The organism is Actinomycetota bacterium, assembly GCA_040754375.1.
Classification (GTDB): domain Bacteria; phylum Actinomycetota; class Acidimicrobiia; order Acidimicrobiales; family AC-14; genus JBFMCT01.
Genome location: JBFMCT010000013.1, coordinates 51,390 through 72,814 on the forward strand (window position 1 = coordinate 51,390; position 21,425 = coordinate 72,814).

General features: G+C 72.6%; 21 protein-coding genes and 2 tRNA genes. 14 read left to right on the forward strand and 9 right to left on the reverse strand.

Features of this window, described 5'->3' with window-relative positions; genetic code table 11:
- Positions 1–68 precede the first annotated feature (68 nt).
- Complete coding sequence (locus tag AB1673_07825) at positions 69–746, reverse strand: response regulator transcription factor (GenBank protein MEW6153882.1); 678 nt, start codon at positions 744–746, stop codon at positions 69–71.
- Positions 747–1,277: 531 nt separating this feature from the next.
- Here AB1673_07825 and AB1673_07830 point away from each other — a divergent pair.
- Entirely contained in the window at positions 1,278–2,126 is an 849-nt protein-coding gene (locus tag AB1673_07830; GenBank protein ID MEW6153883.1) for a hypothetical protein, read from the forward strand.
- Positions 2,127–2,166: 40 nt separating this feature from the next.
- Here AB1673_07830 and AB1673_07835 read toward each other — a convergent pair whose 3' ends face one another.
- Positions 2,167–2,673 carry a phospholipase gene (locus tag AB1673_07835; GenBank protein MEW6153884.1) on the reverse strand — a complete coding sequence of 169 codons (507 nt, stop codon included), beginning with the start codon at positions 2,671–2,673 and terminating at the stop codon, positions 2,167–2,169.
- Positions 2,664–3,089 (reverse strand): VOC family protein, encoded by a 426-nt coding sequence (locus AB1673_07840; GenBank protein ID MEW6153885.1) that lies wholly within the window; start codon positions 3,087–3,089, stop codon positions 2,664–2,666. The genes AB1673_07835 and AB1673_07840 overlap by 10 nt, the downstream gene beginning before the upstream one ends.
- 77 nt (positions 3,090–3,166) lie before the next feature.
- Here AB1673_07840 and AB1673_07845 point away from each other — a divergent pair, with 77 nt between their 5' ends.
- Positions 3,167–3,796, forward strand: coding sequence for a TetR/AcrR family transcriptional regulator (locus tag AB1673_07845; protein MEW6153886.1), 630 nt, complete (start codon positions 3,167–3,169; stop codon positions 3,794–3,796).
- 92 nt (positions 3,797–3,888) lie between these two features.
- Here the strand turns inward: AB1673_07845 and AB1673_07850 are convergent, their stop codons facing one another.
- Together AB1673_07850 and AB1673_07855 are read right to left on the reverse strand one after the other, a co-directional pair.
- Positions 3,889–4,338, reverse strand: a complete 450-nt coding sequence (locus AB1673_07850) for an SRPBCC family protein (protein MEW6153887.1) — start codon at positions 4,336–4,338, stop codon at positions 3,889–3,891.
- Between the two features lie 41 nt (positions 4,339–4,379).
- The gene (locus tag AB1673_07855) at positions 4,380–5,225 is read right to left on the reverse strand and encodes a hypothetical protein (GenBank protein ID MEW6153888.1); all 846 of its coding nucleotides are present in this window, start codon (positions 5,223–5,225) and stop codon (positions 4,380–4,382) included.
- A 65-nt stretch (positions 5,226–5,290) separates the two neighbouring features.
- Here AB1673_07855 and AB1673_07860 point away from each other — a divergent pair, with 65 nt between their 5' ends.
- The 3 genes from AB1673_07860 (at position 5,291) to AB1673_07870 (ending at position 6,866) form a co-directional block, all read left to right on the forward strand.
- Entirely contained in the window at positions 5,291–5,923 is a 633-nt protein-coding gene (locus AB1673_07860) for a TetR/AcrR family transcriptional regulator (protein ID MEW6153889.1), read from the forward strand.
- A gap of 320 nt (positions 5,924–6,243) precedes the next feature.
- Positions 6,244–6,447, forward strand: a complete 204-nt coding sequence (locus AB1673_07865) for a type II toxin-antitoxin system VapB family antitoxin (protein MEW6153890.1) — start codon at positions 6,244–6,246, stop codon at positions 6,445–6,447.
- A complete protein-coding gene (locus AB1673_07870; protein MEW6153891.1) occupies positions 6,444–6,866 on the forward strand; it encodes a PIN domain nuclease in 423 nt (140 codons plus the stop codon). Before AB1673_07865 ends, AB1673_07870 begins: the two co-directional genes overlap by 4 nt.
- Here the strand turns inward: AB1673_07870 and AB1673_07875 are convergent.
- Positions 6,835–6,908 (reverse strand) — tRNA-Gly (locus AB1673_07875). The genes AB1673_07870 and AB1673_07875 overlap by 32 nt on opposite strands.
- A 21-nt stretch (positions 6,909–6,929) precedes the next feature.
- A tRNA-Pro gene (locus AB1673_07880) sits at positions 6,930–7,001 on the reverse strand.
- A 238-nt stretch (positions 7,002–7,239) separates the two neighbouring features.
- Between AB1673_07880 and AB1673_07885 the strand changes: the two genes are divergently transcribed.
- The 3 genes from AB1673_07885 (at position 7,240) to AB1673_07895 (ending at position 9,414) form a co-directional block, all read left to right on the forward strand.
- A complete protein-coding gene (locus tag AB1673_07885; GenBank protein ID MEW6153892.1) occupies positions 7,240–7,509 on the forward strand; it encodes a PGPGW domain-containing protein in 270 nt (89 codons plus the stop codon).
- A gap of 67 nt (positions 7,510–7,576) precedes the next feature.
- A complete protein-coding gene (locus AB1673_07890; protein ID MEW6153893.1) occupies positions 7,577–8,623 on the forward strand; it encodes a phosphotransferase in 1,047 nt (348 codons plus the stop codon).
- The gene (locus AB1673_07895; GenBank protein ID MEW6153894.1) at positions 8,614–9,414 is read left to right on the forward strand and encodes a class I SAM-dependent methyltransferase; all 801 of its coding nucleotides are present in this window, start codon (positions 8,614–8,616) and stop codon (positions 9,412–9,414) included. Before AB1673_07890 ends, AB1673_07895 begins: the two co-directional genes overlap by 10 nt.
- On the opposite strand, the gene AB1673_07900 is transcribed toward AB1673_07895, so the two are convergent.
- Positions 9,395–12,862 (reverse strand): BTAD domain-containing putative transcriptional regulator, encoded by a 3,468-nt coding sequence (locus AB1673_07900; protein ID MEW6153895.1) that lies wholly within the window; start codon positions 12,860–12,862, stop codon positions 9,395–9,397. The genes AB1673_07895 and AB1673_07900 overlap by 20 nt on opposite strands.
- Positions 12,863–12,928: 66 nt before the next feature.
- On the opposite strand from AB1673_07900, the gene AB1673_07905 reads away from it, so the two are divergent.
- Together AB1673_07905 and AB1673_07910 are read left to right on the forward strand one after the other, a co-directional pair.
- Positions 12,929–14,905, forward strand: coding sequence for a hypothetical protein (locus AB1673_07905; protein ID MEW6153896.1), 1,977 nt, complete (start codon positions 12,929–12,931; stop codon positions 14,903–14,905).
- Between the two features lie 51 nt (positions 14,906–14,956).
- A complete protein-coding gene (locus tag AB1673_07910) occupies positions 14,957–15,673 on the forward strand; it encodes an MBL fold metallo-hydrolase (protein MEW6153897.1) in 717 nt (238 codons plus the stop codon).
- Between the two features lie 4 nt (positions 15,674–15,677).
- On the opposite strand, the gene AB1673_07915 is transcribed toward AB1673_07910, so the two are convergent.
- Positions 15,678–17,252, reverse strand: coding sequence for a peptide chain release factor 3 (locus tag AB1673_07915; GenBank protein ID MEW6153898.1), 1,575 nt, complete (start codon positions 17,250–17,252; stop codon positions 15,678–15,680).
- A gap of 202 nt (positions 17,253–17,454) precedes the next feature.
- On the opposite strand from AB1673_07915, the gene AB1673_07920 reads away from it, so the two are divergent.
- The 4 genes from AB1673_07920 to AB1673_07935 all read left to right on the forward strand — a co-directional run.
- A complete protein-coding gene (locus AB1673_07920) occupies positions 17,455–18,621 on the forward strand; it encodes a glutamate-cysteine ligase family protein (GenBank protein ID MEW6153899.1) in 1,167 nt (388 codons plus the stop codon).
- A gap of 175 nt (positions 18,622–18,796) precedes the next feature.
- Complete coding sequence (gene tig, locus AB1673_07925; protein ID MEW6153900.1) at positions 18,797–20,170, forward strand: trigger factor; 1,374 nt, start codon at positions 18,797–18,799, stop codon at positions 20,168–20,170.
- Positions 20,171–20,180: 10 nt separating this feature from the next.
- Positions 20,181–20,816 carry an ATP-dependent Clp endopeptidase proteolytic subunit ClpP gene (gene clpP, locus AB1673_07930; protein MEW6153901.1) on the forward strand — a complete coding sequence of 212 codons (636 nt, stop codon included), beginning with the start codon at positions 20,181–20,183 and terminating at the stop codon, positions 20,814–20,816.
- Positions 20,817–20,836: 20 nt separating this feature from the next.
- On the forward strand, positions 20,837–21,425 hold a 589-nt coding region (locus tag AB1673_07935), incomplete at its 3' end, for a ClpX C4-type zinc finger protein (protein ID MEW6153902.1).

Consider the following 21,425-nt stretch of genomic DNA (forward strand, 5'->3'; position numbering starts at 1 on the left):
AACGAGAGGGGGACCACCGTGCGAGCCGTCGTGCGAGCCGCGCCGAGGCTGTGCCGTCGCCCCTCCTGTCAGAACGCGTCAGTGCCGGCATGGATGGTCGACGGCCACGTCCTCACGCGGAGGTGGGCGAGCACGGCGAGGGCCCGACGGTGGGTCGCCGGGTCAGCATCGAGGCCGAGCTTGGTAAAGATGCGGCTGATATTGGTCTCCACGGTTCGGGCCGTCACCACGAGCTGCTCGGCGATCCGGTCGTTGGAGTGCCCCTCGGCCACGAGCCCGAGCACGTCGCGCTCCGTGGCGGTCAGCGTTGCCATGGGGTCGGCACGCCGGGGTGTCTGGAAGACGATGCGAACCACCTCGGGATCGATGGCCGTCCCCCCGGCGACGACTCGGCGGACGGCATCAACGAGCTCCGCCGGGCGGGCGATGCGTTCCTTCAGCATGTAGCCCACCCCAGCCCGCCCACTGGTGAGCAGCTCGACGGCATGGCGGGTCTCGATGTGCTGGGAGAGCACGAGTACGCCGATGTCGGGGCGCTCGCCCTTCAGCTCGACGGCGGCCTGCAACCCTTCGGTCGTGTTCGTCGGCGGCATGCGGACGTCGATGATGACGGCGTCGGGCTGGTCGGCTCGCACCGCGGGCAGCAAACCGCTGGCGTCCGAGAGCTCAGCGACGACGTGGGCGCCCTCATCGGCCAGCAGTCTGGCTATGCCGGCACGCACGAGGCGCGCGTCGTCGACGAGCATGACGCGCAACGGGCTCACCGAGAAATGATGCCGTATCGAGCCAGCCGATCGGGACCAGCGGGCAAACGGCGACCCTGGGGAATCGGTCGATAGTCAAGCGCCCACGCTCCCGCAGACGGTGGCGCCGGCGGAGGGCTAGGTCCACGGCCCGGTCCGCACCGGTCGGACGGCCGCCCACCCACCACGTTCTCGGGCAAGCCCCCCTGCGCTCGTGAAGCTCCCCGACCGGCATCCGTGCTGGCACGGACGACAGGAGGCACGTGATGCACGACGATACGAACCCTGCGAGCAACCGGCAGGAGGGCAAGCCCGACATGAACGTTCGCCGTCGGGCTCGGTGCCACGCTCGGCCCCTGTTGCTGGGGCGGAACCACCGTAGGACAGAAGGCGGCATCGACCTGCCCGCCCGCCCGCCTGCGCGGCCGCACGAGGACTGCGCCTGCCGGCGAGCGCATCCCCGACACGATCGCCAACACCGTTCAGGTGGCCGTGGGCCATCTGAAGCCCAAGACCGCTGAAAAGGAACCAACCATGACCACTGCCCCGAACCTCGTCGAGTCACCCCTGGCTGAGACGATCGAGGACTTCTTCCGGACCAAGACGGCTTGCGATGTCGCCGGCACGATGTCCTTCTTCTCCCCCGACCTCGTTACCTACACCGACGCCACCCTCGGCTGGGACATCGGCACCTTCGAGGCGCTTCATGCGATCTTCGAGCAGTACATGCCCAACTGGGGCCCGCCGGCCCGCTCGTACTCCACCGGCATCTTCTCCAACGAGCACAGCGCGCTCATCCACATGGTCGACACACCCGAGCTCTTCGGCGGCGAGCTGCGCATCCTCGCCGCCGTCGACTTCTTGGACGGCAAGATCGTCCGCTGGGTCGACTACTGGGACGCCACGCCCTTCGACCCCGACCTCTACGCCCAGATGCGCACCCCAGCCGATGGGTTCCCCGCCGACCTGAAGGACGACGTTGTTGCCACTCAGGCCGCCCCCGCGATGGTGGCCGCAGCCGCGGCGCTGCAATCGGCGTTCGCCGCCGGCGACGCCGAGGCCGCCGCAGCCCTGCTGCACCCCGACGTCGCCCACGAGGACATGACTCTGCGCACTCGGGTCCTCGGCCGTATCGAGACGTCGGCATACCTCGCCCGCGTCCTCACCGACGTCCCCTACGGGAGGGGCAGCGCCCTGCGCCACGTGGTCGGCGGCCGCCGGGGCGGCGGGTTCGAATGGACCGCGGGCGACGGCCTGGTGGGCATCACCGCCATCGAGCTCGACGCAGAAGGCCTGATAAGCAAGGTGACGTCGGTCTACGACGGTCGCCAGGTCCCGGTCGGGCGCCGGAGTGCGGTCCTCGCCGCCACCTTCGGCTCCTGACAGGAACTACCAGGTGTCCTTCGAGCTCCACATGGAACGGCTACGTCTTCCCATCAGGCGGAGCCTCAGGTTCGCGGACGGTGCTGGCGAACGCGTGTGATGCCTGCAGGAGGGCCCAAACCACCTCGGCTTCGGCGGCGTCGCGCGGGGCGTACACCATGACGACGGACCCAGGGAAATCCTCGGTTCTCGCGACAAGGTGAAGCTCGGCCCAGCCCCGCTCGATGGCGAGGTCGGCCGTCGAATCGGCAAGCACCAAGTGCAGGCTCCAGTCCGGCCCCGGGTGGAAGTGCGCGAACTCGCGGCCCCGGATGAAAGCCACGGGAGGACCTGTTGGCCGGTCCTCGGCCAGCACCAGGGCACGCGCCCCCGGTACCGATACGTTGCTCGGCCGCTCGACGACGCCCTCGAGCCCGAAGGCCCGCTCGGCGAGGAGATGCAGCGGGTTCGGATCGTCGGGCTGCTGGTCGAGCTGGCTGTGGGGGAACTCCGACGTCGTCTTCGGTCGCCCGCCGCTCCGTCGGGGGAGGTCAGTCGCTACATCCATACGAGTTCCAGGGCGATGTTGTCGGGATCGCGAAAGCACAGCGTCGCCGCCGGGAAGGGCTCGGTGACGTCGTTGATCTTGCTGTGGGCAACGCCGAGCGCGTCCAAACGCTCGACCCAGGTATCGAGGTCCTCGCGCCGGCCGACGCCGAAGGCGAGGTGGTCGAGCCCGGTACGGTGCTCGCCGAACTGCTCCCCCTGGTGGCCGTCGTGCTTGTCGAGGCCCATGAAGATGGCCGTGCCGGGGATGCTCATCACCACCGCGTAGCCGTTGCCCTGCTGGTGCGGCTCGACGAAGGCCCGCTGGAAGCCGAACACCTTCCCGTACCACTCCTCGCTGCGATCGAGATGGCACACCGTGAGCCCGAGGTGGTGATACCCGGTGACCGCCGTGACCGCCGTCAACTGCCCCCCCATGTCTTCCCCCTATGGTAGATTGTAATTGTTTAACGAGATTCTATTAATCTTCGAGGGGAAGTCAAGGGGCAATCTGGGTGGCGCGCAAGAGGAGCACCGAGACCGAGTCCCGGATCGCGGAAGCGGCCACCAACCTGTTCTGCAACCAGGGCTACGTCGACACGACGATGGCCGCGATCGCCAATGCGGCCGGCGTGTCCGTGCAGACGCTGTACCTGCGCCACGGATCGAAAGCGGCCATCCTGTCGGCCGCGCTGGACGTGGCGATCGCTGGTGACGCCGAGCCGATCAGCCTCACCGTACGAGGCTTCTTCCCCCTTGCGCTCGCCGAGGAGGACGCCGCCACCGCGCTGTCGATCTGGGCCCACGGCGCCCGCACCATCTGCGACCGCACGCACCGCCTGTACGACGTCATCCGGTCGGCGGCCGCCGACCCGGAGGTCGCACAGGTACTCGAGAAGAGCCGACGGGACCGCTCCACCGCGCACCGCATGCTGGCCGAGGCTCTGGTGACGCGGGAGCGATACAACCGAGGCGTCCCGGTGCAGCGAGCGGCGGACGTGCTCTACGCGCTGGGGACGGAGGATTCCTACCTCTTGTTCGTGGTCGACCGGGGGTGGGCCCCGGACGAGTGGGAGCGCTGGGTGATCGACACCCTCAGCGCGCAACTACTGGTCCCTTCGAGCCCCCGACGCCGACGCACGTAGACGTCCGTTAGTGGATCAACTGCCCTGAAGACCGCGGTCGCCGCCGGAGTGGGAACCCCCCCAGGGCCCTAGAGCCGGCACCCACGGAAACGCTACGTTTTCGTGTCACCCTCCGCCGAACGCTTCAGTGCGGCGAGCGTCGCCCGCATGCCCTCCTCCATGTCAGTGGGCCGGTCCTTCACCCCAGTCGTGAGCCGCGTGACGACCCGGGAGCCGAGGCCGAGCGGCTTGGTCAGCTCGAACGACTCGGTCACCCGCACACCCTCGGTGACCGGCTCGAAGCGGTAGCGCCAGACCGTCTCGGGCTTGACGGCTTTGCCGACCGCGAATGCGAAGGCCCTCCCTGGCTCCGACTCGATGACCTCACAGGTCGTCGACCACCGCGTCCGGCCCCTGCGGTTATGGCCCTTGAACCGGGCGCCGTCCGTCGGGCCGGTGGCGCCGTCGATCCACTCCGCCCGCTCGGTCTCCGGGCTCCATTCGCCCATCCGCGTCACATCGGTGACCATCGACCACACCCGGCCGGCGTCGGCCCGGATCACCACACTGGCCTCCCTCGTGACGTTGCTCATCTCTCTCACAGTCATCGAGCAGGCCCCTGCGCGGCGCCGAGCTCGCGCAGCAGGTGCACGGCGGGCAGACCGAGGTGATGTTCGAGCGTGTCCGTCAGGTCCCGGCTCGATGGTTCGCCGGCGAGCAGGTCCCACACCCGAGAGGTCACGTCCATGCCGCCGAAGTCGAAGATGCTCTTGGCTGCGACGTGGAGCTTCGCCTGGAACCAGCCGTAGTTCGCCCCGTCCATCCCGTGCGCATAGGAGCGGTCGAAGTCGTCCAGGGTGCGGTGGGTGAACCGGTTTGCCACGATGGCGGCGAAGACGGAGGGGAAGGTCTCGAGCGTCGGCAGGTGCTCCGGCTCCTCCAGGGCCACGTAGGCGTGCAGGAGCACGTTGCAGGCCAACTCGAGAACCCACAGCCGGGAAGGGACGCGTCCGTCGGCTGCGATGAAGATGTGGGCCAGCTCGTGCACGCCGAGAAGATCGAAGAAGGGGCTCAGGTCCACGCTGGAGCCCGGCCCGGGATAGGAGCGTTGCAGCAGTTCCCCACCGCCGGGTACCTCGCTGGCGGCGAGGCCGACGAGACCGGTCCAGAAGGGGTTCGGTTCGCCCGCGAGCACCAGGTTGCCGTCCCGGAAGTTCGGCATGCCGTACAGCGGGTGGTTCGAGCGTCGGGCCCAGTCATCGGGACCGAGGACCAAGACGGCGATTCGAGGCTCGACCCCGAGCTGGTCGATGAAGAAGCGATGGGCGTGCTCTACGCGCTGGATCGTCGCCGCCACGCCCTCATGGAGCCCGGCGGAGACGTGGGCGGGCAATGTGCTCCCGAACGGCTCGAGCCCGCGATGCAGGGTCTCGTCCAGGTTGCCGATCACTGGTACCTCCCTTGACAACTCGTCTAGTCAGTATGTCTACCAGACTGTAGCGTAGGGTGGACAGCATGTCTAGACGTGATGTCGGTGCGGCTCGGCGGCGGAAGTCGGCCGCCGAAGACACGGGTGCGACCCGCCGGCGGATCCTCGACTCAGCTCGATCGCTGCTACGGCAAGGCCGGTTCCAGGGGGCGAGCATGGAAGAGATCGCCGAGGAAGCTGGGCTGTCCCGGGCGGGCCTCTACCTCCACTTCCGGTCGCGAGCCGCGCTCATCGACGCCATCTGTGAGACGCTCGACGAGAGCCCCGAACTGCAGGCCCTGCACGAACTCGTCGGCTCAGGGGACCCCCGGGAGTCGCTGCACCGCATCATCGAGGTCAACACCCGCTTCTGGGCCAGCGACGAACCGATGTTCCAGCAGCTCTACGGCAGCGCCGCAATCGACACAGCCGCCCGCGACTTCGTCACTCGCCAGACCGATGACCGTTCCACCGGCGTGGCCATCCTCACCGAACGGCTCGCAGCGGCCGGACATCTCCGCTCAGGACTGCGCGTGAGCGACGCGAACGCCCTCATCCTCCTCGTCACCAGCTTCTCGACGTACCTCGAGTTGCGCCGCACCGCCGGTCTGTCCGCTGAGGAGGTCGTGAGCATGCTGCAAGAGGTGGCGGAACAGAACATCCTCAAACCCGAGCCATGACATCGCCCTTGGCCCCCAAGACACATGGGCGACGGGCGGAGTCCTGTTCGGCGTGAGGAGATGACCAGTTCGGCTGCAGTCGCCCTCTTCCGGACGGTCCCCGCAGTTGACGCGCGGCGTTGTGCGCCGACCTGGTCCCTTCGTGAGCCGAGACGCTTCACCTCGTGCCTGACCAGCCGCGTTCGGGGCTACCTCGCCAGACCCGATCTCCGAACATTCTGGGACGCGCCGTTCGGGGCCCCGGCCTACGTCGGAGCGCGCCCCGAGCCGTCGTCCCGGTGGCCGCCGGACGGGCCACGTCGTTGGTGTAGGGTAGGTGTATGAGTCGTACCAACATCGACATCGACGAGGACGCGTGCCGAGCGGTGATGGACCGCTACCACCTCCGGTCGAAGCGCGAAGCGGTCAACTACGCGCTTCGGCTCGTCGCCGGTGAGGCCCTCGACCTCGACGACGCCCGCGCCCTGCGAGGGTCAGGGTGGGAGGGGGATCTCGACGAGATGCGTCAAGGCCGCTCCGCGTGATCCTTGTCGACACCTCGGCCTGGGTCGAGTTCCTGCGCGATACGGGCACGCCGGTGTGCAACGAGGTCGACCGGCTGTTGTCCGAGGAGCTCGCCACCTGCGACGCAGTCCGCATGGAGGTGTTGGCCGGTGCCCGCGACGATGCCCATCTGCGTCGCCTCCGAGGGCTCCTAGCCCGGGCCACGACGCTGCCGACCGAGCCTGGCGACTACGAGATGGCTGCCGCGCTCCATCGATCGTGCCGTCGCGGCGGCGAGACCGTCCGCAAGCTGATCGACTGCCTCATCGGTGCAGTAGCACTCAGACATGGGGCCCCGATCCTCCACGAAGACATCGACTTCTCGACCCTTGCACGTCATAGCGGTCGTCCTTCACGAACCGCCCGGCTGGAGCGGGTGACGGGAATCGAACCCGCGTAGCCAGCTTGGAAGGCTGGAGCTCTACCACTGAGCTACACCCGCATGGCTCCGCGTGGGAGCCGGTCGGGGAGGGGGGATTTGAACCCCCGACCGCCTGCCCCCAAAGCAGGTGCGCTACCGCTGCGCCACTCCCCGGTACCGACGAGGTCGGCGACCACGGGGCAAGCGTAAACGACCTCAGGGCTCTGCAACGAGATTTCGAGCGCCGCTCTGGCGTGTGTGCTGGGGCCAGCCGGTTCCCGCCTCGCTGTGAGAGCATGGCGGCCATGCCCGAGAAGGCGCACGACGTGGGGGTGCCGCTCGGCGGCGCCCGACACCCCGACGGCGTCGACGTGCACGTGCGCAGGGTCGCCCCGGTGGCCGCGCCGCGCTGATGGACCTCCACTCACCACGGGAGCTGCTGGCCGTAATCGCGCGCAGCGGCAAGCGGGTGGCGGTGTTCGTGGTCGGCGTCGTCCTGCTGGTGGCCGGCGTGGTCATGCTGGTGCTCCCGGGGCCGGGACTGCTGGCGATCATCGCCGGCCTGGCCGTGCTCGCCACCGAGTTCGCCTGGGCCGAGCACCTGCTGGACCGGGCCAAGGACCAGGCGAGCAAGGCCAAGGACAAGGCCGGGGGCTGGCTGCGCCGGAGCCGCAAGGGCTGAGCTGGCCCGAGGAGCGGTTGCCGCCGTTGTGCAGGCAGGCTGCAGGCCGGGCCGCCACGATGTGCACATGACCGCCGGCCCCGTCTTGCCTCGGCCGATCCCTCCGGGGGCCCACCCGTTGGCCGCGTCGGTGGCCGAACTGCTGGCCGGGGCCGAGCGCCGGGAGCCGTTCGCCAACCCCGACGGCCGTTCGTCGTCGGCCTTCGAGCGGGTGTGGATCGGCGGCCGGGCCCACGTGGTCAAGTACGTGCACCCCGACGACGACTTCACGATGAGGGCGTCGGGCGACTTCGGGTGCCGGGCCGTGAGGGCGTGGGCGCTGGGCCTGCTCGACGCCGCCCCCGATCTGGTCGACCACGCGGTGGTGGGGGCGGCCATGGGGACCGGGCGCGGGGGCCTGGGGGCGGCCCTGCTGATGCGCGACGTGTCCGACGAGCTCCTGCCCCGGGGCGACGGCGTGCTCGACGCCGCCGGGCACCTGCGCTTCCTCGACCACCTGGCTGGCTTCTGCGCGGCTACCTGGGGGTTTCGCGACGACGCCGGCTCGGGCCCCGGGCTGCTGGCCTACCAGGCTCGCTGGGAGTGGTTCAGCCCGGTCGCCCTGGAGGGGGAGCGGGCGCTGGGGTGGCCCGAGCGGGTGCCCCGGGTCGCCGTCGACGGCTGGGCTCGCTTCGCCGAGTTGGCCCCTGCGGACGTGGCCGGCACCGTCGACGAGCTGCGCCGGGACGTGACCCCTCTGGCCCGGGCCTTGCGGGCGACGCCGTCCTGCCTGCTGCACGGCGACGTCAAGGCGTCCAACACCGGGACCTCGCTCGACGGACGTACCGTGCTCATCGACTGGGCGTACGTGGGCGAGGGCCCGCCGGCCCACGACCTGGCGTGGCACCTGGCCCTCGACCGCGCCCGCCTCCCCGTTCCCAAAGAGCTGGTGGCCGAGCAGTTCGCGCTGGCCCTGGAACGCCACGGCGTGAGCACCTCGGGGTGGTGGGACCGCCAGCTCGGGCTGTGCCTGCTGGGGGCGGCCGTGCAGTTCGGGTGGGAGAAGGCCCTGGGCAGCCCCGACGAGCTGGACTGGTGGTGCCAGGCCGCCCGGGCCGGGGCCCGGTGGTTGTGACCACCACCGGCCCGACCCTGGTCGACGCTTACTCGGGCTCGGCCGGGGCCTGGCGGGCCGGGCCGGAGGTCGTCTACGACCGTTTGGCCGAGGTGCTCGTGGCCCGGTCGCCGGTGGCGCTGGCCGGCGCCGGCGTCCTCGACGTGGGGGCCGGCACGGGGGCGGCGTCGCGCGCCGCCCGGGCGGCCGGGGCGCGCTGGGTGGTGGCCGCCGACCCGGCGTTCGGGATGGTGGCCCTCGATGCCCGCAGGCGGCCCCCGGCGGTGACGGGCGATGCCCGCCACCTGCCCTTCCGGGACGGGGCGTTCGACGCTGCGGTGGCCGCGTTCTCGCTCAACCACCTGGGCGAGCCCGCCCTCGGGCTCCGGGAGATGGCCAGGGTGACGCGGCCCGGGGGGGCGCTGCTGGCGTCGTCCTACGCGGCCGACGACAATCATCCGGTCAAGGCCGCCGTCGAGGCCGCCCTCGATGCCCGGGGATGGCGGCCCCAGCCCTGGTTCGTCGCCCTGCGGGCCGATGCCATCCCCGTCCTGGCCACGGTCGAGGGGTTCCGGGCGGCGGCCGCGGCCGCCGGCTTGGAGGGCGAGGTCGAGGCCGTGAGGGTGGGGTTCCCCGAGCTGGGCCCGGCCGAGCTGGTGGCCTGGAGGCTGGGCATGGCCCAGCACGCCTCTTTCGTCGCCGACATGACACCCCCGGAGCGGGCCGAGCTGGCGAACGAGGCCGCCGGCCGGCTGGGCGCGGCGCCCGTGCTGGTGAGGTCGGTGCTCGTCTTCAGTGGCGTGCGGCGCTGAGAACTCGCTCGACCAGGCGGCGGGCGGGGGCCTCGTCCGGAGAGGCTGCCACCAGGGCGGCGGCCCGCCGTTCGGCCTCGGCCTGCCATCGGGGGTTGGCCCGAGCGGCGGCCAGGGCGGCCACCAGGGGCAGGCCGTCGGCCGCCGCGCACCGGCCCAGCCCCTCGACGACGGGGCTGAGGTGACCCTCGGGGACCGACCGGTCGGCCAGCCCAGCCAGCGCCAGCGCCAGCAGCTCGTAGCGGCCCGCCCCCCGGGCGGCGGCGTCGGACGCCACCGTGTCGGCCAGCGCGGCCGCCCCGGCAAGGTCGCCGCCGGCCAGCGCCAGGCGTGCCCGCAGCAGGCCGAGCCGGTGACGCTGGTGCCAGGCCATGGTCCCCGACCACCCGGCCACCAGCGCTACCGCGCCGCTAGCTGACCGGCCCCTCAGTTCGAGGTTCGGAGAGGTGGCAGCGGTGCCGGCGACAGCCACGCCGGCGGCCTCGGTGTGCTCCGCCGGGCGCGAGAGGCACCACCCTCCCAGGGGCGACAGGCGTTCGACCAGGGCGGCGGCCCCGTCGAGGTCGCCGTCGAGGAGGCAACCGTCGGCCAGGTCGAGCAGGGCGACATAGTGGCCCTCGGCCATCCCTTCGCCCGAGGGTGCCGTGCCGCCGGTGGCCGCCAGGGCCCGGTAGTTGAGCTCGTCGGCTTCCTCGGGGCGACCCGACCACCGGAGCAGCCAGGCCTTCACGTTGGCGGCCGGCGCCTTGAAGCGGGCGCCGACGGGCCCGGCCACGGCCACGGCGGCGTCGAGGTCGGCGGCCACTTCGAGCCCCTCGGCCGTCCTCCCGAGCTGGCCCAGGGCCATGGCCCGGTTGAACCGCAGGTGCAGCGGGGCCCACGGATGGGCCAGCGCTCCCGGGTCGACCATGGGACGGGCGAGTGCGGACAGGGCGTCCCCCGGGCGGCCCTGGTGGAGGCGGGCCTGGGCCAGCCACACGTCGGCGACCCCCCGGACCGACGCCGGGCCCTCCCCGACGCCCGCCAGGTGCTCGACCGCGCCCGCGAGGTCCCCGGCCCCGTGGCGGGCTCGGCCGGCCAGGGCCAGGGCGCTGACCCGGACGGCGTCGTCGGTCGCGCGGGCGGCGGCCTCGTCGGCGAAGGCCTGGGCCTCCTCGTAGCGGCGGCGGTAGTAGGCCACCCACCCGGCCACCTCCAGCGCGGGCGGCCCGCCACCGAGGGCGACCGCCCGCCGGGCGTCCTCGGCGGCCGCCTCGAAGGCCAGGCGGCTCATCTGCACCCGGGCCCGGGCGGTGAGGGCCTCGGCACTGGGGCCCAGGGCGAGGGCGGACCCGAGGTGGGCCGCGGCGGCGTCGAGGTCAAACCGGGCGGCGGCCGCCGCCGCCGCCCGCACGAACGCCCCCTGGGCCAGCTCCCGGTCGCCGCCTTCGCGGGCGTGCACGGCCACCGCCAGCGGGTCGGGCCCCGGGCGGGCAGCCAGCGCCCGCGCTCCCCGCTGGTGGGCCAGGGCCCGGCGGGCCGCGCCCGTCGAGGCCACCAGCGACTCCCGCACCAGCTCGTGGCGGAACCGGAAGCGGGTGCCGTCCTCGGCCACGAGCCCGGCCCCCGCGGCCCGCTCGAGATGGGACAACACGTCGAGCACCGGGGTGCCCGCCACCTCGGCGATGAGCTCGAGGTCGCAATCGGGACCGAGCACGGCGGCCGTGCGCAAGGTGGTGGCCACCTCGGGGCCCAGCCCCGCGGTGCGAACAGCCACCGTCTCGCGGAGCGTCCCGGGGTCCGAGGAGGCGAGGGCCGCCACCAGCAGCGGGTGGCCGCCGGTGCGGGCGTAGACGGCGTCGGCCTCCTCGGCCCCCACCAGGGCAGCCACGTCGTCCCGGCCCAGCGAGCCCAGCACGACGTGGTGGGTGGGGGCCAGTCCCGGTGTGCTGGCCGGCCGGGTGGTGACCACCAGCGCGGTCCCCGCCAGCCGCCGGCGGGCGTAGGCCAGCCAGCCGACCGTGGCCGGGCCGGCCATGTGGAGGTCCTCGACGACCACCACGGCCGGACGCCCGGCTCCCACCCGTCCGAGGACGGCGACGAGGGCGGCGAACACCCGGGCCCGGCCCTCGTCAGGGTCGGTCACCACCGTGGCCGCCGCGGTAGCCGCGGCCCGGCCCAGGAGAGGACCCAGAACGTGCCCCTCGGCCCCGAGCACCGCATCGGCCTCCTCGGGGGGGAGGGCGCGCAGGTAGTCGGACAGGGCGTCGGCCACGGGCTGGAGGGGCAGGTCGCGGCCCAGCTCGTCGCAGCCGCCCCGCAGGACGATCGCCGAGGCGCCCACCCGGGCCAGCCACGCCTCGACCAGGGTTGTCTTGCCGATGCCGGCCTCGCCCTCGACCAGCACCAGCGCTACCCCTCCCGCCCGGGCGCTGTCCAGGGCGTCGTCGAGGACGGCCTCCTCGCGGTCCCTCCCCACCATGGTCGGGACGGGCGCCGTCGGGTGCCGGGCACCGGCCTGTTCCCCGACCGACCGGTCCCCCCGGCCGGCGTCGCCGGTCCCTCGGCCGCCAGAGGGGTCGGTCACCTCGTCGAGGCCCCCCCCGGTCAGCTGGCCCCGGCCTCCAACCGCGGCCTCGGCATCGGCCGCGCCCAGGCCTGAGCCGTCGGCCCCGTCGGCGATGCCCTCGCCGATGCCCTCGCCGATGCCCTCGCCGATGCCCTCGCCGATGCCCGCGCCCAGGCCTGAGCCGTCGGCCGCGGCCAGGGCGGCCACGTAGAGGGCTTCGGTCTCGGCTGTGGGGGGCACCCCGAGGTCGTCGGCCAGCCGCTGGCGGGCACGGGCATAAGCGGCCAGGGCGGCGGCCGGGCGGCGGGCAGCCATGTGGGCGCGCATCAGCGAGCGCAGCACGGCCTCGTCGTAGGGGTCGTCGGCCACTGCCTGCTGGGCCAACCGGGCCGCGCCGGCGTGGTCGCCGGCCGCGGTGGCCGCCTCGATCCCGGTCTGGCGGGCGTGGGAGACGGCGGCGGCCACCGCGGCCCGCTCGGCCTCGACCCAGGGGCCGTCCTCGTCGGGCAGGAGGGGCCCGCGGACGAGCCGGAGGGCGGCCTCGGCCGTGGCCCGGGCGGCGGCCGTGCGGCCCTCGGCCAGTGCCGCGCCCGCCGCGGCCGACAGGTTGGAGAGCTCGTCGACGTCGAGCCAGTCGTAGACGAGGGCGTAGCCGGCGTCCGTGCGGGTGATCCGGTCGGGACCCAACACCGACCGAAGCCGCGACACCAGCACTCCCACCTGTTCGGCGGGCTGGGCGGGCTGGTCGTCACCCCACAGCACCTCGGCGATGAGGTCACGGCTGACCGGTGCCCCCCGGGCCACGGCCAGCACCTTGAGCAACGCCCGGCCCTTGCGGCTGCCGAGGTCGCGCTCGGCTAACCCCTCCACCACCAGGCCTCCGAGCAAGCGTGCCCGCACCGCGCCCATCTTCGCCCATCCGACGGCGGTCGCGTTGCGCCCCCCGGCGGCGCGATGCTGGGCGCCATGGCCGGGAGCGACGAGGCCGAGCGGGCACTGGGGCTGGCCGACGAGGCCGCCTCCCGCCTCGACGTCGACGCCGCCGTGGCCCACCTGTCGGCCGCCATCCGGGGGTTCACCGAGGCGGCCGAACCGTGCCGGGCGGCACTGGCCTGTGCCCGGCTGGGCGACATCCTCGGCAACGCCATGGGCAACATCACCGCCAGCCGGGCGTGGTACGCCCGGGCGCGCCGGCTGGTGGAGGACGTGCCACCGTGCCTCGAACAGGGCTGGGTCTCGGTGGCGGCCATGGGCTGTGACGTCGACGACCCGGCCGAGCTGCTGGCGGCCGCCGAGCTCGCTCTGGACCGGGCCCGGCGGTTCGGGGACGTCAACTTGGAGACCAAGGCGCTGGCCGACGCCGGGCTGGCCCACGTGCAGGCCGGGCGTGTCGAACACGGCATGGCCCTGCTGGACGAGTCCATGGCCCTGGCCTGCGGTCCGGCCGACGACACCGACGCGACGGCCAAGTCGGTCTGCTCGTTCTTCACGGCCTGTTACTTCGCGGCCGACTTCGCCAGGGCGGCGACCTGGGCCGACACGTTCCGGCGGCGGGGACTGCTGGGCCTGGCCCGGGGTGCCCCCGTATTCCTGTCCAGCCACTGCGACAGCGTCCAGGCCAGCTTGTTGGTCGAGCTGGGCCGGTGGGGTGAAGCCGAGGCGGTGCTGGTGAGGGCGCGCCAGGAGTTCGAGTCAGCCATGGGCATGGCCTCGTGGCACCCCGACATAGCCCTCGCCGACCTTCGGGTCCGCCAGGGCCGGCTGGCCGAGGCCGAGGCCCTGCTCGTGGGCAGGGACCAGGCCGTCCAGGCGCTACTGCCGGCCGCCCGGCTCCACCTGGCCCGAGGTGACCAGGCGCTGGCCCGGGCGGCCGCCCAGCGGGGGTTGCGGGCCGTGGGCGACGACCGCCTCAGGGGGCTGGAGCTGCTCACGGTGCTGGTGGACGCGGCGGTGGCCATGGGGGACGTGCCCGCCGCGGCCCGGGCGTGCGAGGAGATGCTGGCCCGGGAGGGCGGCGTCGACGTTGCTCCCCTGCGGGCGCGGGCCGAGGCGGCCCGTTCCCGGGCCATGGCCGCGGCCGGCGATCTCGAAGGAGCGGTGGACGTGCTGGAAGCGACCCTCGACGGGATCGACCCGGCCCGGCTCCCGTGGCTGCGGGCGACGCTGCTGGTCGAGCTGGCCCGCCGCCGGGACGAGGCCGGCGACCGGGCGGGGGCGGTGGTCGACGCCCGGGCCGCGGCCGCCGCGCTGGCCACCCTCGACGTGGTGATGGCCCCTGCGGACGCCGACCTGCTCAGGAGGCTGTCGTCGGGCGGCCCGGGCCAGTCACCGGAGGGGGCCGGGCCGGGCGGGCGGACGGCGACCCTGGCCCGCCAGGGCAAGGGCTGGGTCGTGGCCGACGCCGGCCGTCAGGCCTACCTGGCGCCCAGCAAGGGGCTGGCGTACCTGGCCGAGCTGCTGCGCCGGCCCGGGACCGAGTGCCACGTGCTGGACCTGGTCGACCGGGCCGAGGGCGTACCCGCGCCCGGGGGGGCCGACCGACGGGCACTGGGCGACGCCGGGCCGGTGCTCGACGCCCGGGCGCGGGCCGCCTACCGCCACCGGATCGAGGAGCTGCGGGCTGACGTCGACGACGCCTTGGCCGCCGGCCGGCTGGAAGTGGCCGAGGCTCTCCAAGGCGAGCTCGACCAGTTCGTGGCCCAACTGGCGCACGCCTTCGGTCTCGGTGGCCGTGACCGGCGGGCGTCTTCGGCTGCCGAGCGCGCCCGCCTCAACGTCACCCGGGCCCTGCGTACGGCCATCTCCCGGGTCGGGGACCACCTGCCCGAGGCCGGCGAGGTGCTCGACCGCCGGGCCCGCACCGGGTTCTACTGCGCCTATGAACCGGTCGACGGCGACGAGGTGCGGTGGGCGGTGGACGGAGGATCGTTCATCCGGAAGTGAACGGCGGGCGGCCCCGCTGAACGCCATGAGGGCATGGAACCCATGCAACCCATGCAACCCCGGGTCGACGAGATCGCCGACGGCATCTACCGCGTCTCCACCTGGGTGCCCGATGTCGGCCCCGACGGCTTCACGTTCAACCAGTTCGTGGTGGCGGGTGACGAACCCCTCCTGTTCCACACCGGTCCCCGGGGCATGTTCCCCCTGGTGGCCGAGGCGGTGGCCACGGTGCTCCCCGTGGAGTCGGTGCGGTGGTTGACCTTCGGCCACGTCGAGGCCGACGAGTGCGGGTCGGTGAACATGTGGCTGGCCGCCGCGCCCGCCAGCGCGGTGGCTCACAACGCTCTTGGTTGTGACGTGTCGCTCAACGACCTCTGTGACCGCCCGCCCCGGGCCCTGGCCGAGGGCGAGGTGCTCGACATAGGCGGCAAGCGGCTCCGCCAGATCTCTACGCCGCACGTCCCCCACGGCTGGGAGGCCCAGGTGCTGTTCGAGGAGACGACCGCCACGCTGCTGTGCGGCGACCTGTTCAGCCAGGTGGGCGGGGGCCCGGCCCTCACCGCCGGTGACCTGGTGGGCCCGGCCATGGCCGCCGAAGCCATGTTCGGCGCGACCTGCCTGGCCCCCCACACGGCCGCCACGCTGAGGGCGCTGGGAGACCTTCGGCCCACGACTCTGGCCGTGATGCACGGCTCCTCGTTCGAGGGCGACGGCCGCCAGGCCCTCTACGACCTGGCGTCGGCCTACGAGGCGCTGGCGGCGGCCTGAGCCGTCAAGCGGTCCCGATGGCGTCGAGGGCCCACTCGGGGTGGTCGTCTTCCAGGCGCCGCAGCCAGCTCCGGTTGTCGAACAGGGCGACCAGCCGGCCATCGGGCCGGGCCAGGACGATGGCCCCGTCGCGGCCCGCCAGGTGGGCCGCCGTCTCGCGGTCGGTGAAGCGGGCCACCACATAAGGCGTGCGGGTGAGCACCGAGGGCGCCCCGAACTCGTGGGCCAGGCGGTGGCTGGCCACCTCGAACTGCATGGCCCCGACGGCGCCGAGGACCGGTGTGGGGTCGCCCCCGGGGTCGTGCAGCACCTGGACCACCCCCTCGCGCTCGAGCTGGTGCAGGCCCCGGCGGAACTGCTTGTGGCGCGATGGGTCGGCCGGGCGGGCGGCCGCGAACATCTCGGGGGCGAACGTGGGGATGGGCGGGAAGGTGACCGGTTCACCCTCGAACAGTGAGTCGCCGATGGCCAGGTCAGTGGCGTTGACCACCCCGATGACGTCGCCCGGGTAGGCCTCGTCGATCGTGGCCCGCTCCGAGCCGAACACCGACGCCGCGTACTTGGTGGCGAACGGGCGGCCCGTGGGCCCGTGGGTGAGGACCATGCCCCGCTCGAAACGGCCCGAGTTGACCCGCACGAAGGCCACGTGGTCGCGGTGGGCGGGGTCCATGTTGGCCTGCACCTTGAACACGAACCCCGAGAAGGGGGCGTCGAGGGGCCGGAGGCGGCCGTCGGTGTCGAGCCGGGCCAAGGGCGCCGGGGCCAAGGCCACGACTGCGTCGAGCAGGTGGCGGACGCCGAAGTTGGTCAGGGCCGATCCGACGAAGACGGGCGTCGACTCACCGGCCAGGAACGACTTCTCGTCGTAGTCCGCCCCCACCGCGTCGAGCAGCGCGACCTCCTCGTGGGCCTGGTCCCAGGCCGGCCCCTCGGCGGGCGCCGCCTCCGTGGGCCCCACGATCTCCTCGGGTGCCTCGGTGGCCCCCCGGGCCGTGCGGGAGAAGCGGACGAACGAGCCGTCGCGCCGGTCGACCACCCCCCGGAAGTCGCCGGGGATGCCCACCGGCCAGGTGACGGGCGTGGGCCGCAGGCGGATCTGGTCCTCGATCTCGTCGAGCAACTCCAGCGGGCTGCGGCCGGGGCGGTCGTACTTGTTGAGGAACGTGATGATGGGCAACCCCCGGGCCCGGCACACCTCGAACAGCTTCAGGGTCTGGGACTCGATGCCCTTGGCCGTGTCGAGGACCATGATGGCGGCGTCGGCCGCGGCCAGCACCCGGTAGGTGTCCTCGGAGAAGTCGCGGTGGCCGGGCGTGTCGAGCAGGTTGACCATGTGGTCCCGGTAGCCGAACTGCAGGACGGTCGAGCTGATCGAGATGCCCCGCTGGCGCTCGATCTCCATCCAGTCCGAGGTCGTGCGCCGGCGGCCGGCCCGGGCCCTGACCGCCCCTGCCTCGGCCACCGCCCCGGCGTAGAGCAGGAACTTCTCGGTGAGCGTCGTCTTGCCGGCGTCGGGGTGGCTGATGATGGCGATCGTCCGCCGCCGGGCCGCCTGGGCGGCCAGGGCCGGGCCGCTCACCTGGTTCGCCGTCGGGCGCGATGCACCGGCTCCCCGGGGACTACCTCCATGTGAGCCAGGGTACCGGCCGGGCCCTGGGTCGCCGGCCGTCCCGGAGCGACTACCGTCGGGCTGCGGTCCTGATGCATCTCGCCCCTGTCCCACTGACCGGCACGCGGTCCCGCTGCTCCCTCGGCCTGGAGCTGCCCACCGCTGGCGCGCGGTGACGGTCACCGGCACCACGGTCTCCCCGGCGGCGCTCGTGGGTGCCGTCGAGAGCCTGTTCTCGGGGGACGACTCGTGGGCGCCCGGTGACCTTCCCACTGTGGGCCTGGAGCTGGAGCTGGTTCCTCTACGGCCGACCGGGGGCCGTCCCGCGCCGGTCACCGTGGCCGAGATGGAGCCGCTGCTGGCGTCCTTGGCGGGGGTCACCTTCGAGCCCGGGGGCCAGGTCGAGCTCAACCCGCCGCCCCAGCCGACGGTAACGGCCGCAGTCGCAGTCCTCGGGACGCTGGCCGCCGAGACCGCCCGGCGCCTGGCCGCGGCCGGGATCGAACTAGTGGCCACGGGCCTCAACCCTTGGCACACCCTCGACGAGCTGCCGCTACAGCTCACGACCGAGCGTTATGTGGCCATGGACCGGCACTTCGCCTCGATCGGGCCCGCGGGCCGGGCGTTCATGCGCCAGAGCGCGTCCACCCAGCTGTGCATCGGCCTGGCACCCGGTGCCGCTGGGCAGCAGCAGTGGAGGGCGGCCAACCTGCTGGCCCCCGTGCTGGCCGCCGTGTTCGCCAACTCCCCCCGCTACGAAGGTCGGTTGCTGGCCACGGCCGGCGGCCGCACGGCCATCTGCCGCCTAGCCGACCCTGATCGGGCCGGCCACGGCCGCTTCCCGGCGCCCGGCAACCAGGTCGCGGCATATGTCGCTCTGGCCGCGGGAGCAAGGCCCCTGGGCCCGGGCTTCTCCGCCCCCGGGGCCGAGGCCCGGCACCTGAGCACGCTGTTCCCCCCGGTCCGCCCCCGGGGGACCTACCTGGAGGTGCGGTCGGTGGACTCGCTGCCCCTGCACGAGGTCAGGACGGCGGCCTCGTTGGGCGCGGTGCTGCTGGGCGACCCGCAGGCCCGCTCGCTGGTCAGCGGCCGTCTGGCGACTGAGTTCCCCGGCCCGTGCGAGATGTGGGACCTGGCGGCTGGGCCGGGGATCCGCCACCGGGCCCTCCGCCGGGCCGCCCTGGTGGCCGTCGAGGCTGCCCACGTGGCGGTCGACCGGCTCGGGCCCTACCTGCCGCCCGGGACGGCGGACGACCTGGAGGCGCTGGCCCGGCGGGTGGCGGCCGAGCGGACGCCGGGCGACACCCCGGCCGCCGCCCTCGCCCCCGCCCCCGCATGAGGGGCGCGAAAGAGGGCCCGCGCCGGGTACGGCGGACACCCGGCTGCGAGCCCTGGCCCATCGTACCCGTTTGCGAGCCGCCGCACTCGCCGGGCGCCGAAAAGCTCGGTTTCCGGGCCCTGGCCGGGCGGAAACGTCGGCACGGCCGTTCTGGGCCCGTATACTCCCGTGTCCGGTGAGGTCATCCGTCGAGCCGCTGGACGGCAACAAGATCCGGCTATCCATCGAGGTCGACGAGGCGGAGCTCGATCAGGCGATGGATGCCGCGTTCCGCAAGATCGCCCGAGAGGTGCGCGTCCCCGGTTTCCGGCCGGGCAAGGCGCCCCGCCGGTTGATCGAGGCCCGGTTGGGCCCGGGCGTGGCCCGCCAGGAGGCGCTGCGCGAGGCGCTGCCCGACTGGTACGAGAAAGCGCTGCTGGAGAACGAGATCACGCCGGTCGCCGCACCCGAGATCGACATCACCGCCGGCCAGGAGGAAGGGCCCATCGCCTTCGACGCCGTCGTCGAGGTGATGCCCCAGGTCAGCGTGGCCGGCTACGAGGGCTTGCGGGTCGTGCTGCCCAACCTCGAGGTGGCCGACGCCGACGTGGAGGCCCAGGTCGACCGGCTGCGCGAGCAGTTCGGCGAGCTACAGGCGGTGGCCCGCCCGGCCCGTGACGGCGACCACGTGTCGATCGACCGCAAGGTGACCCGCCACGACGAGGTCATCCTGGCCGCCGAGGACGAGCTCTACGAGGTCGGCAAGGGCACGATCGCAGCCGAGCTCGACCGCGAGCTTCGGGGCAAGCGGGCGGGCGACATCGTGAAGTTCAACGCCGAGTACCCCGAGCACGGCGAGGTGACCTTCACCGTGCTGGTCAAGGAGGTCCGCGAGACCGTCTTGCCGCCGGTGACCGACGAGTGGGCCAGCGAGGCGTCGGAGTTCGACACTGCCGAGGAGTTGCGGGCCGACATCCGCCGGCGCATGGGGGCCATCAAGCGAATCCAGGCGGCCCTGGCGGTGCGCGAGCGGACGGTCGAGGCCCTGGTCGAGCTGGTCGACGAGGAGATGCCCAAGGCCCTGGTGCAGAGCGAGATGGAGAACCGGCTCCAGTCGCTGCAGCACCGCCTGTCCCACCAGGGCGCCAACCTCGGGGCCTACCTGGCGGCCACCGGTCAGTCCGAGGAGGAGTTCGTCGGGGGCCTGGCGGGCGAGGCCGTGGCCGCCCTCAAGGCCGACCTGGGCCTGCTGGCGGTGGCCGACAACGAAGAGCTGGAGGTCACCGACGCCGACCTCGACGCCGAGATCGAGCGTCTGGCCGAGCGCCGCAAGGAGAAGCCCGAGGCGGTCAGGCGTAAGCTCCAAAACGGAGGCGATCTCCCCGCGGTACGCTCGGGCCTCAGGAAGAACAAGGCCCTCGAGTGGCTGATCGAGCACACGGAGTTCGTCGACGAAGACGGCCGGGTGATCGACCGCTCGGAGCTCGAGCTCCCGACGGAAGCCCCCGATGGCCCAGACCTGAACGCCGATGCCGACGATGCAGCACCCTCCGAGGGGAGCCCGGAATGAGCCAGAGCCTGTGACGGAGCCGATCTACAACTACCTGGTCCCGACTGTCATCGAGCAGACCAATCGGGGCGAGAGGGCGTTCGACATCTACTCCCGGCTCCTCAAGGAGCGGATCATCTTCTTGGGCACGCCCATCGACGACGCCGTCGCCAACTTGGTGATGGCGCAGTTCCTGCACCTCGAGTCCGAGGACGCCGACAAGGACATCAGCCTCTACATCAACTCGCCCGGGGGCGAGATCACCGGGCTGTTCGCCATCTACGACACCATGCAGTTCATCAAGCCCGAGATCGCCACCTACTGCATGGGCCAGGCGGCGTCGGCTGCGGCCGTGCTGCTGGCGGCCGGCACCAAGGGCAAGCGCCACGCCCTGCCCCACGCCCGGATCCTGATCCACCAGCCCTACGGGGGCGCGGCCGGCCAGGCCGCCGACATCGAGATCCAGGCCAAGGAGATCACCCGCATGCGCCAGCTGCTGGAGCGCATCCTGGCGCACCACACCGGCCAGTCGATGGAGCGGGTCAACAAGGACACCGACCGCGACTTCATCATGAGCGCCGACGAAGCCAAGGAGTACGGCATCATCGACGAGGTCATCCTGACCCGAGAGATGGCAGACGTCCCGCAGGCCGCGGGCGTGAGCTGAGTTAGGACGAGGGGGGACTCGTGGCCAAGTTCGGGGACGGCGGCGACCTGCTGAAGTGCTCGTTCTGCGGCAAGTCGCAGAAGCAGGTCAAGAAGCTCATCGCCGGGCCCGGGGTGTACATCTGCGACGAGTGCATCGATCTCTGCAACGAGATCATCGAGGAAGAGCTGTCGGAGACCAGCGAGCTGCGCTTCGACGAGCTGCCCAAGCCGCGTGAGATCTACGACTTCCTCAACGACTACGTCATCGGCCAGGAGTACGCCAAGAAGATCCTGTCGGTGGCCGTCTACAACCACTACAAGCGGGTGCAGGTCGGCGCCCTCACCGACACCGACGTGGAGCTGGCCAAGTCCAACATCATGCTGTTGGGCCCCACCGGGTGCGGCAAGACGCTCTTGGCCCAGACCCTGGCCCGGATGCTCAACGTCCCCTTCGCCATCGCCGACGCCACCGCCCTCACCGAGGCCGGCTACGTCGGCGAAGACGTCGAGAACATCCTGCTCAAGCTGATCCAGGCCGCCGACTACGACGTCAAGAAGGCCGAGACCGGCATCATCTACATCGACGAGATCGACAAGATCGCCCGCAAGAGCGAGAACCCGTCGATCA

Coding starts and splice junctions, on each gene's coding strand:
- AB1673_07835 (MEW6153884.1), bottom strand. CDS start 2,673: ATGGATGTAGCGACTGACCTCCCCCGACGGAGCGGCGGGCGACCGAAG.
- AB1673_07840 (MEW6153885.1), bottom strand. CDS start 3,089: ATGGGGGGGCAGTTGACGGCGGTCACGGCGGTCACCGGGTATCACCAC.
- AB1673_07865 (MEW6153890.1), top strand. CDS start 6,244: ATGAGTCGTACCAACATCGACATCGACGAGGACGCGTGCCGAGCGGTG.
- AB1673_07910 (MEW6153897.1), top strand. CDS start 14,957: ATGCAACCCCGGGTCGACGAGATCGCCGACGGCATCTACCGCGTCTCC.
- AB1673_07885 (MEW6153892.1), top strand. CDS start 7,240: ATGGACCTCCACTCACCACGGGAGCTGCTGGCCGTAATCGCGCGCAGC.
- AB1673_07905 (MEW6153896.1), top strand. CDS start 12,929: ATGGCCGGGAGCGACGAGGCCGAGCGGGCACTGGGGCTGGCCGACGAG.
- AB1673_07825 (MEW6153882.1), bottom strand. CDS start 746: ATGCTCGTCGACGACGCGCGCCTCGTGCGTGCCGGCATAGCCAGACTG.
- AB1673_07830 (MEW6153883.1), top strand. CDS start 1,278: ATGACCACTGCCCCGAACCTCGTCGAGTCACCCCTGGCTGAGACGATC.
- AB1673_07890 (MEW6153893.1), top strand. CDS start 7,577: ATGACCGCCGGCCCCGTCTTGCCTCGGCCGATCCCTCCGGGGGCCCAC.
- AB1673_07860 (MEW6153889.1), top strand. CDS start 5,291: ATGTCTAGACGTGATGTCGGTGCGGCTCGGCGGCGGAAGTCGGCCGCC.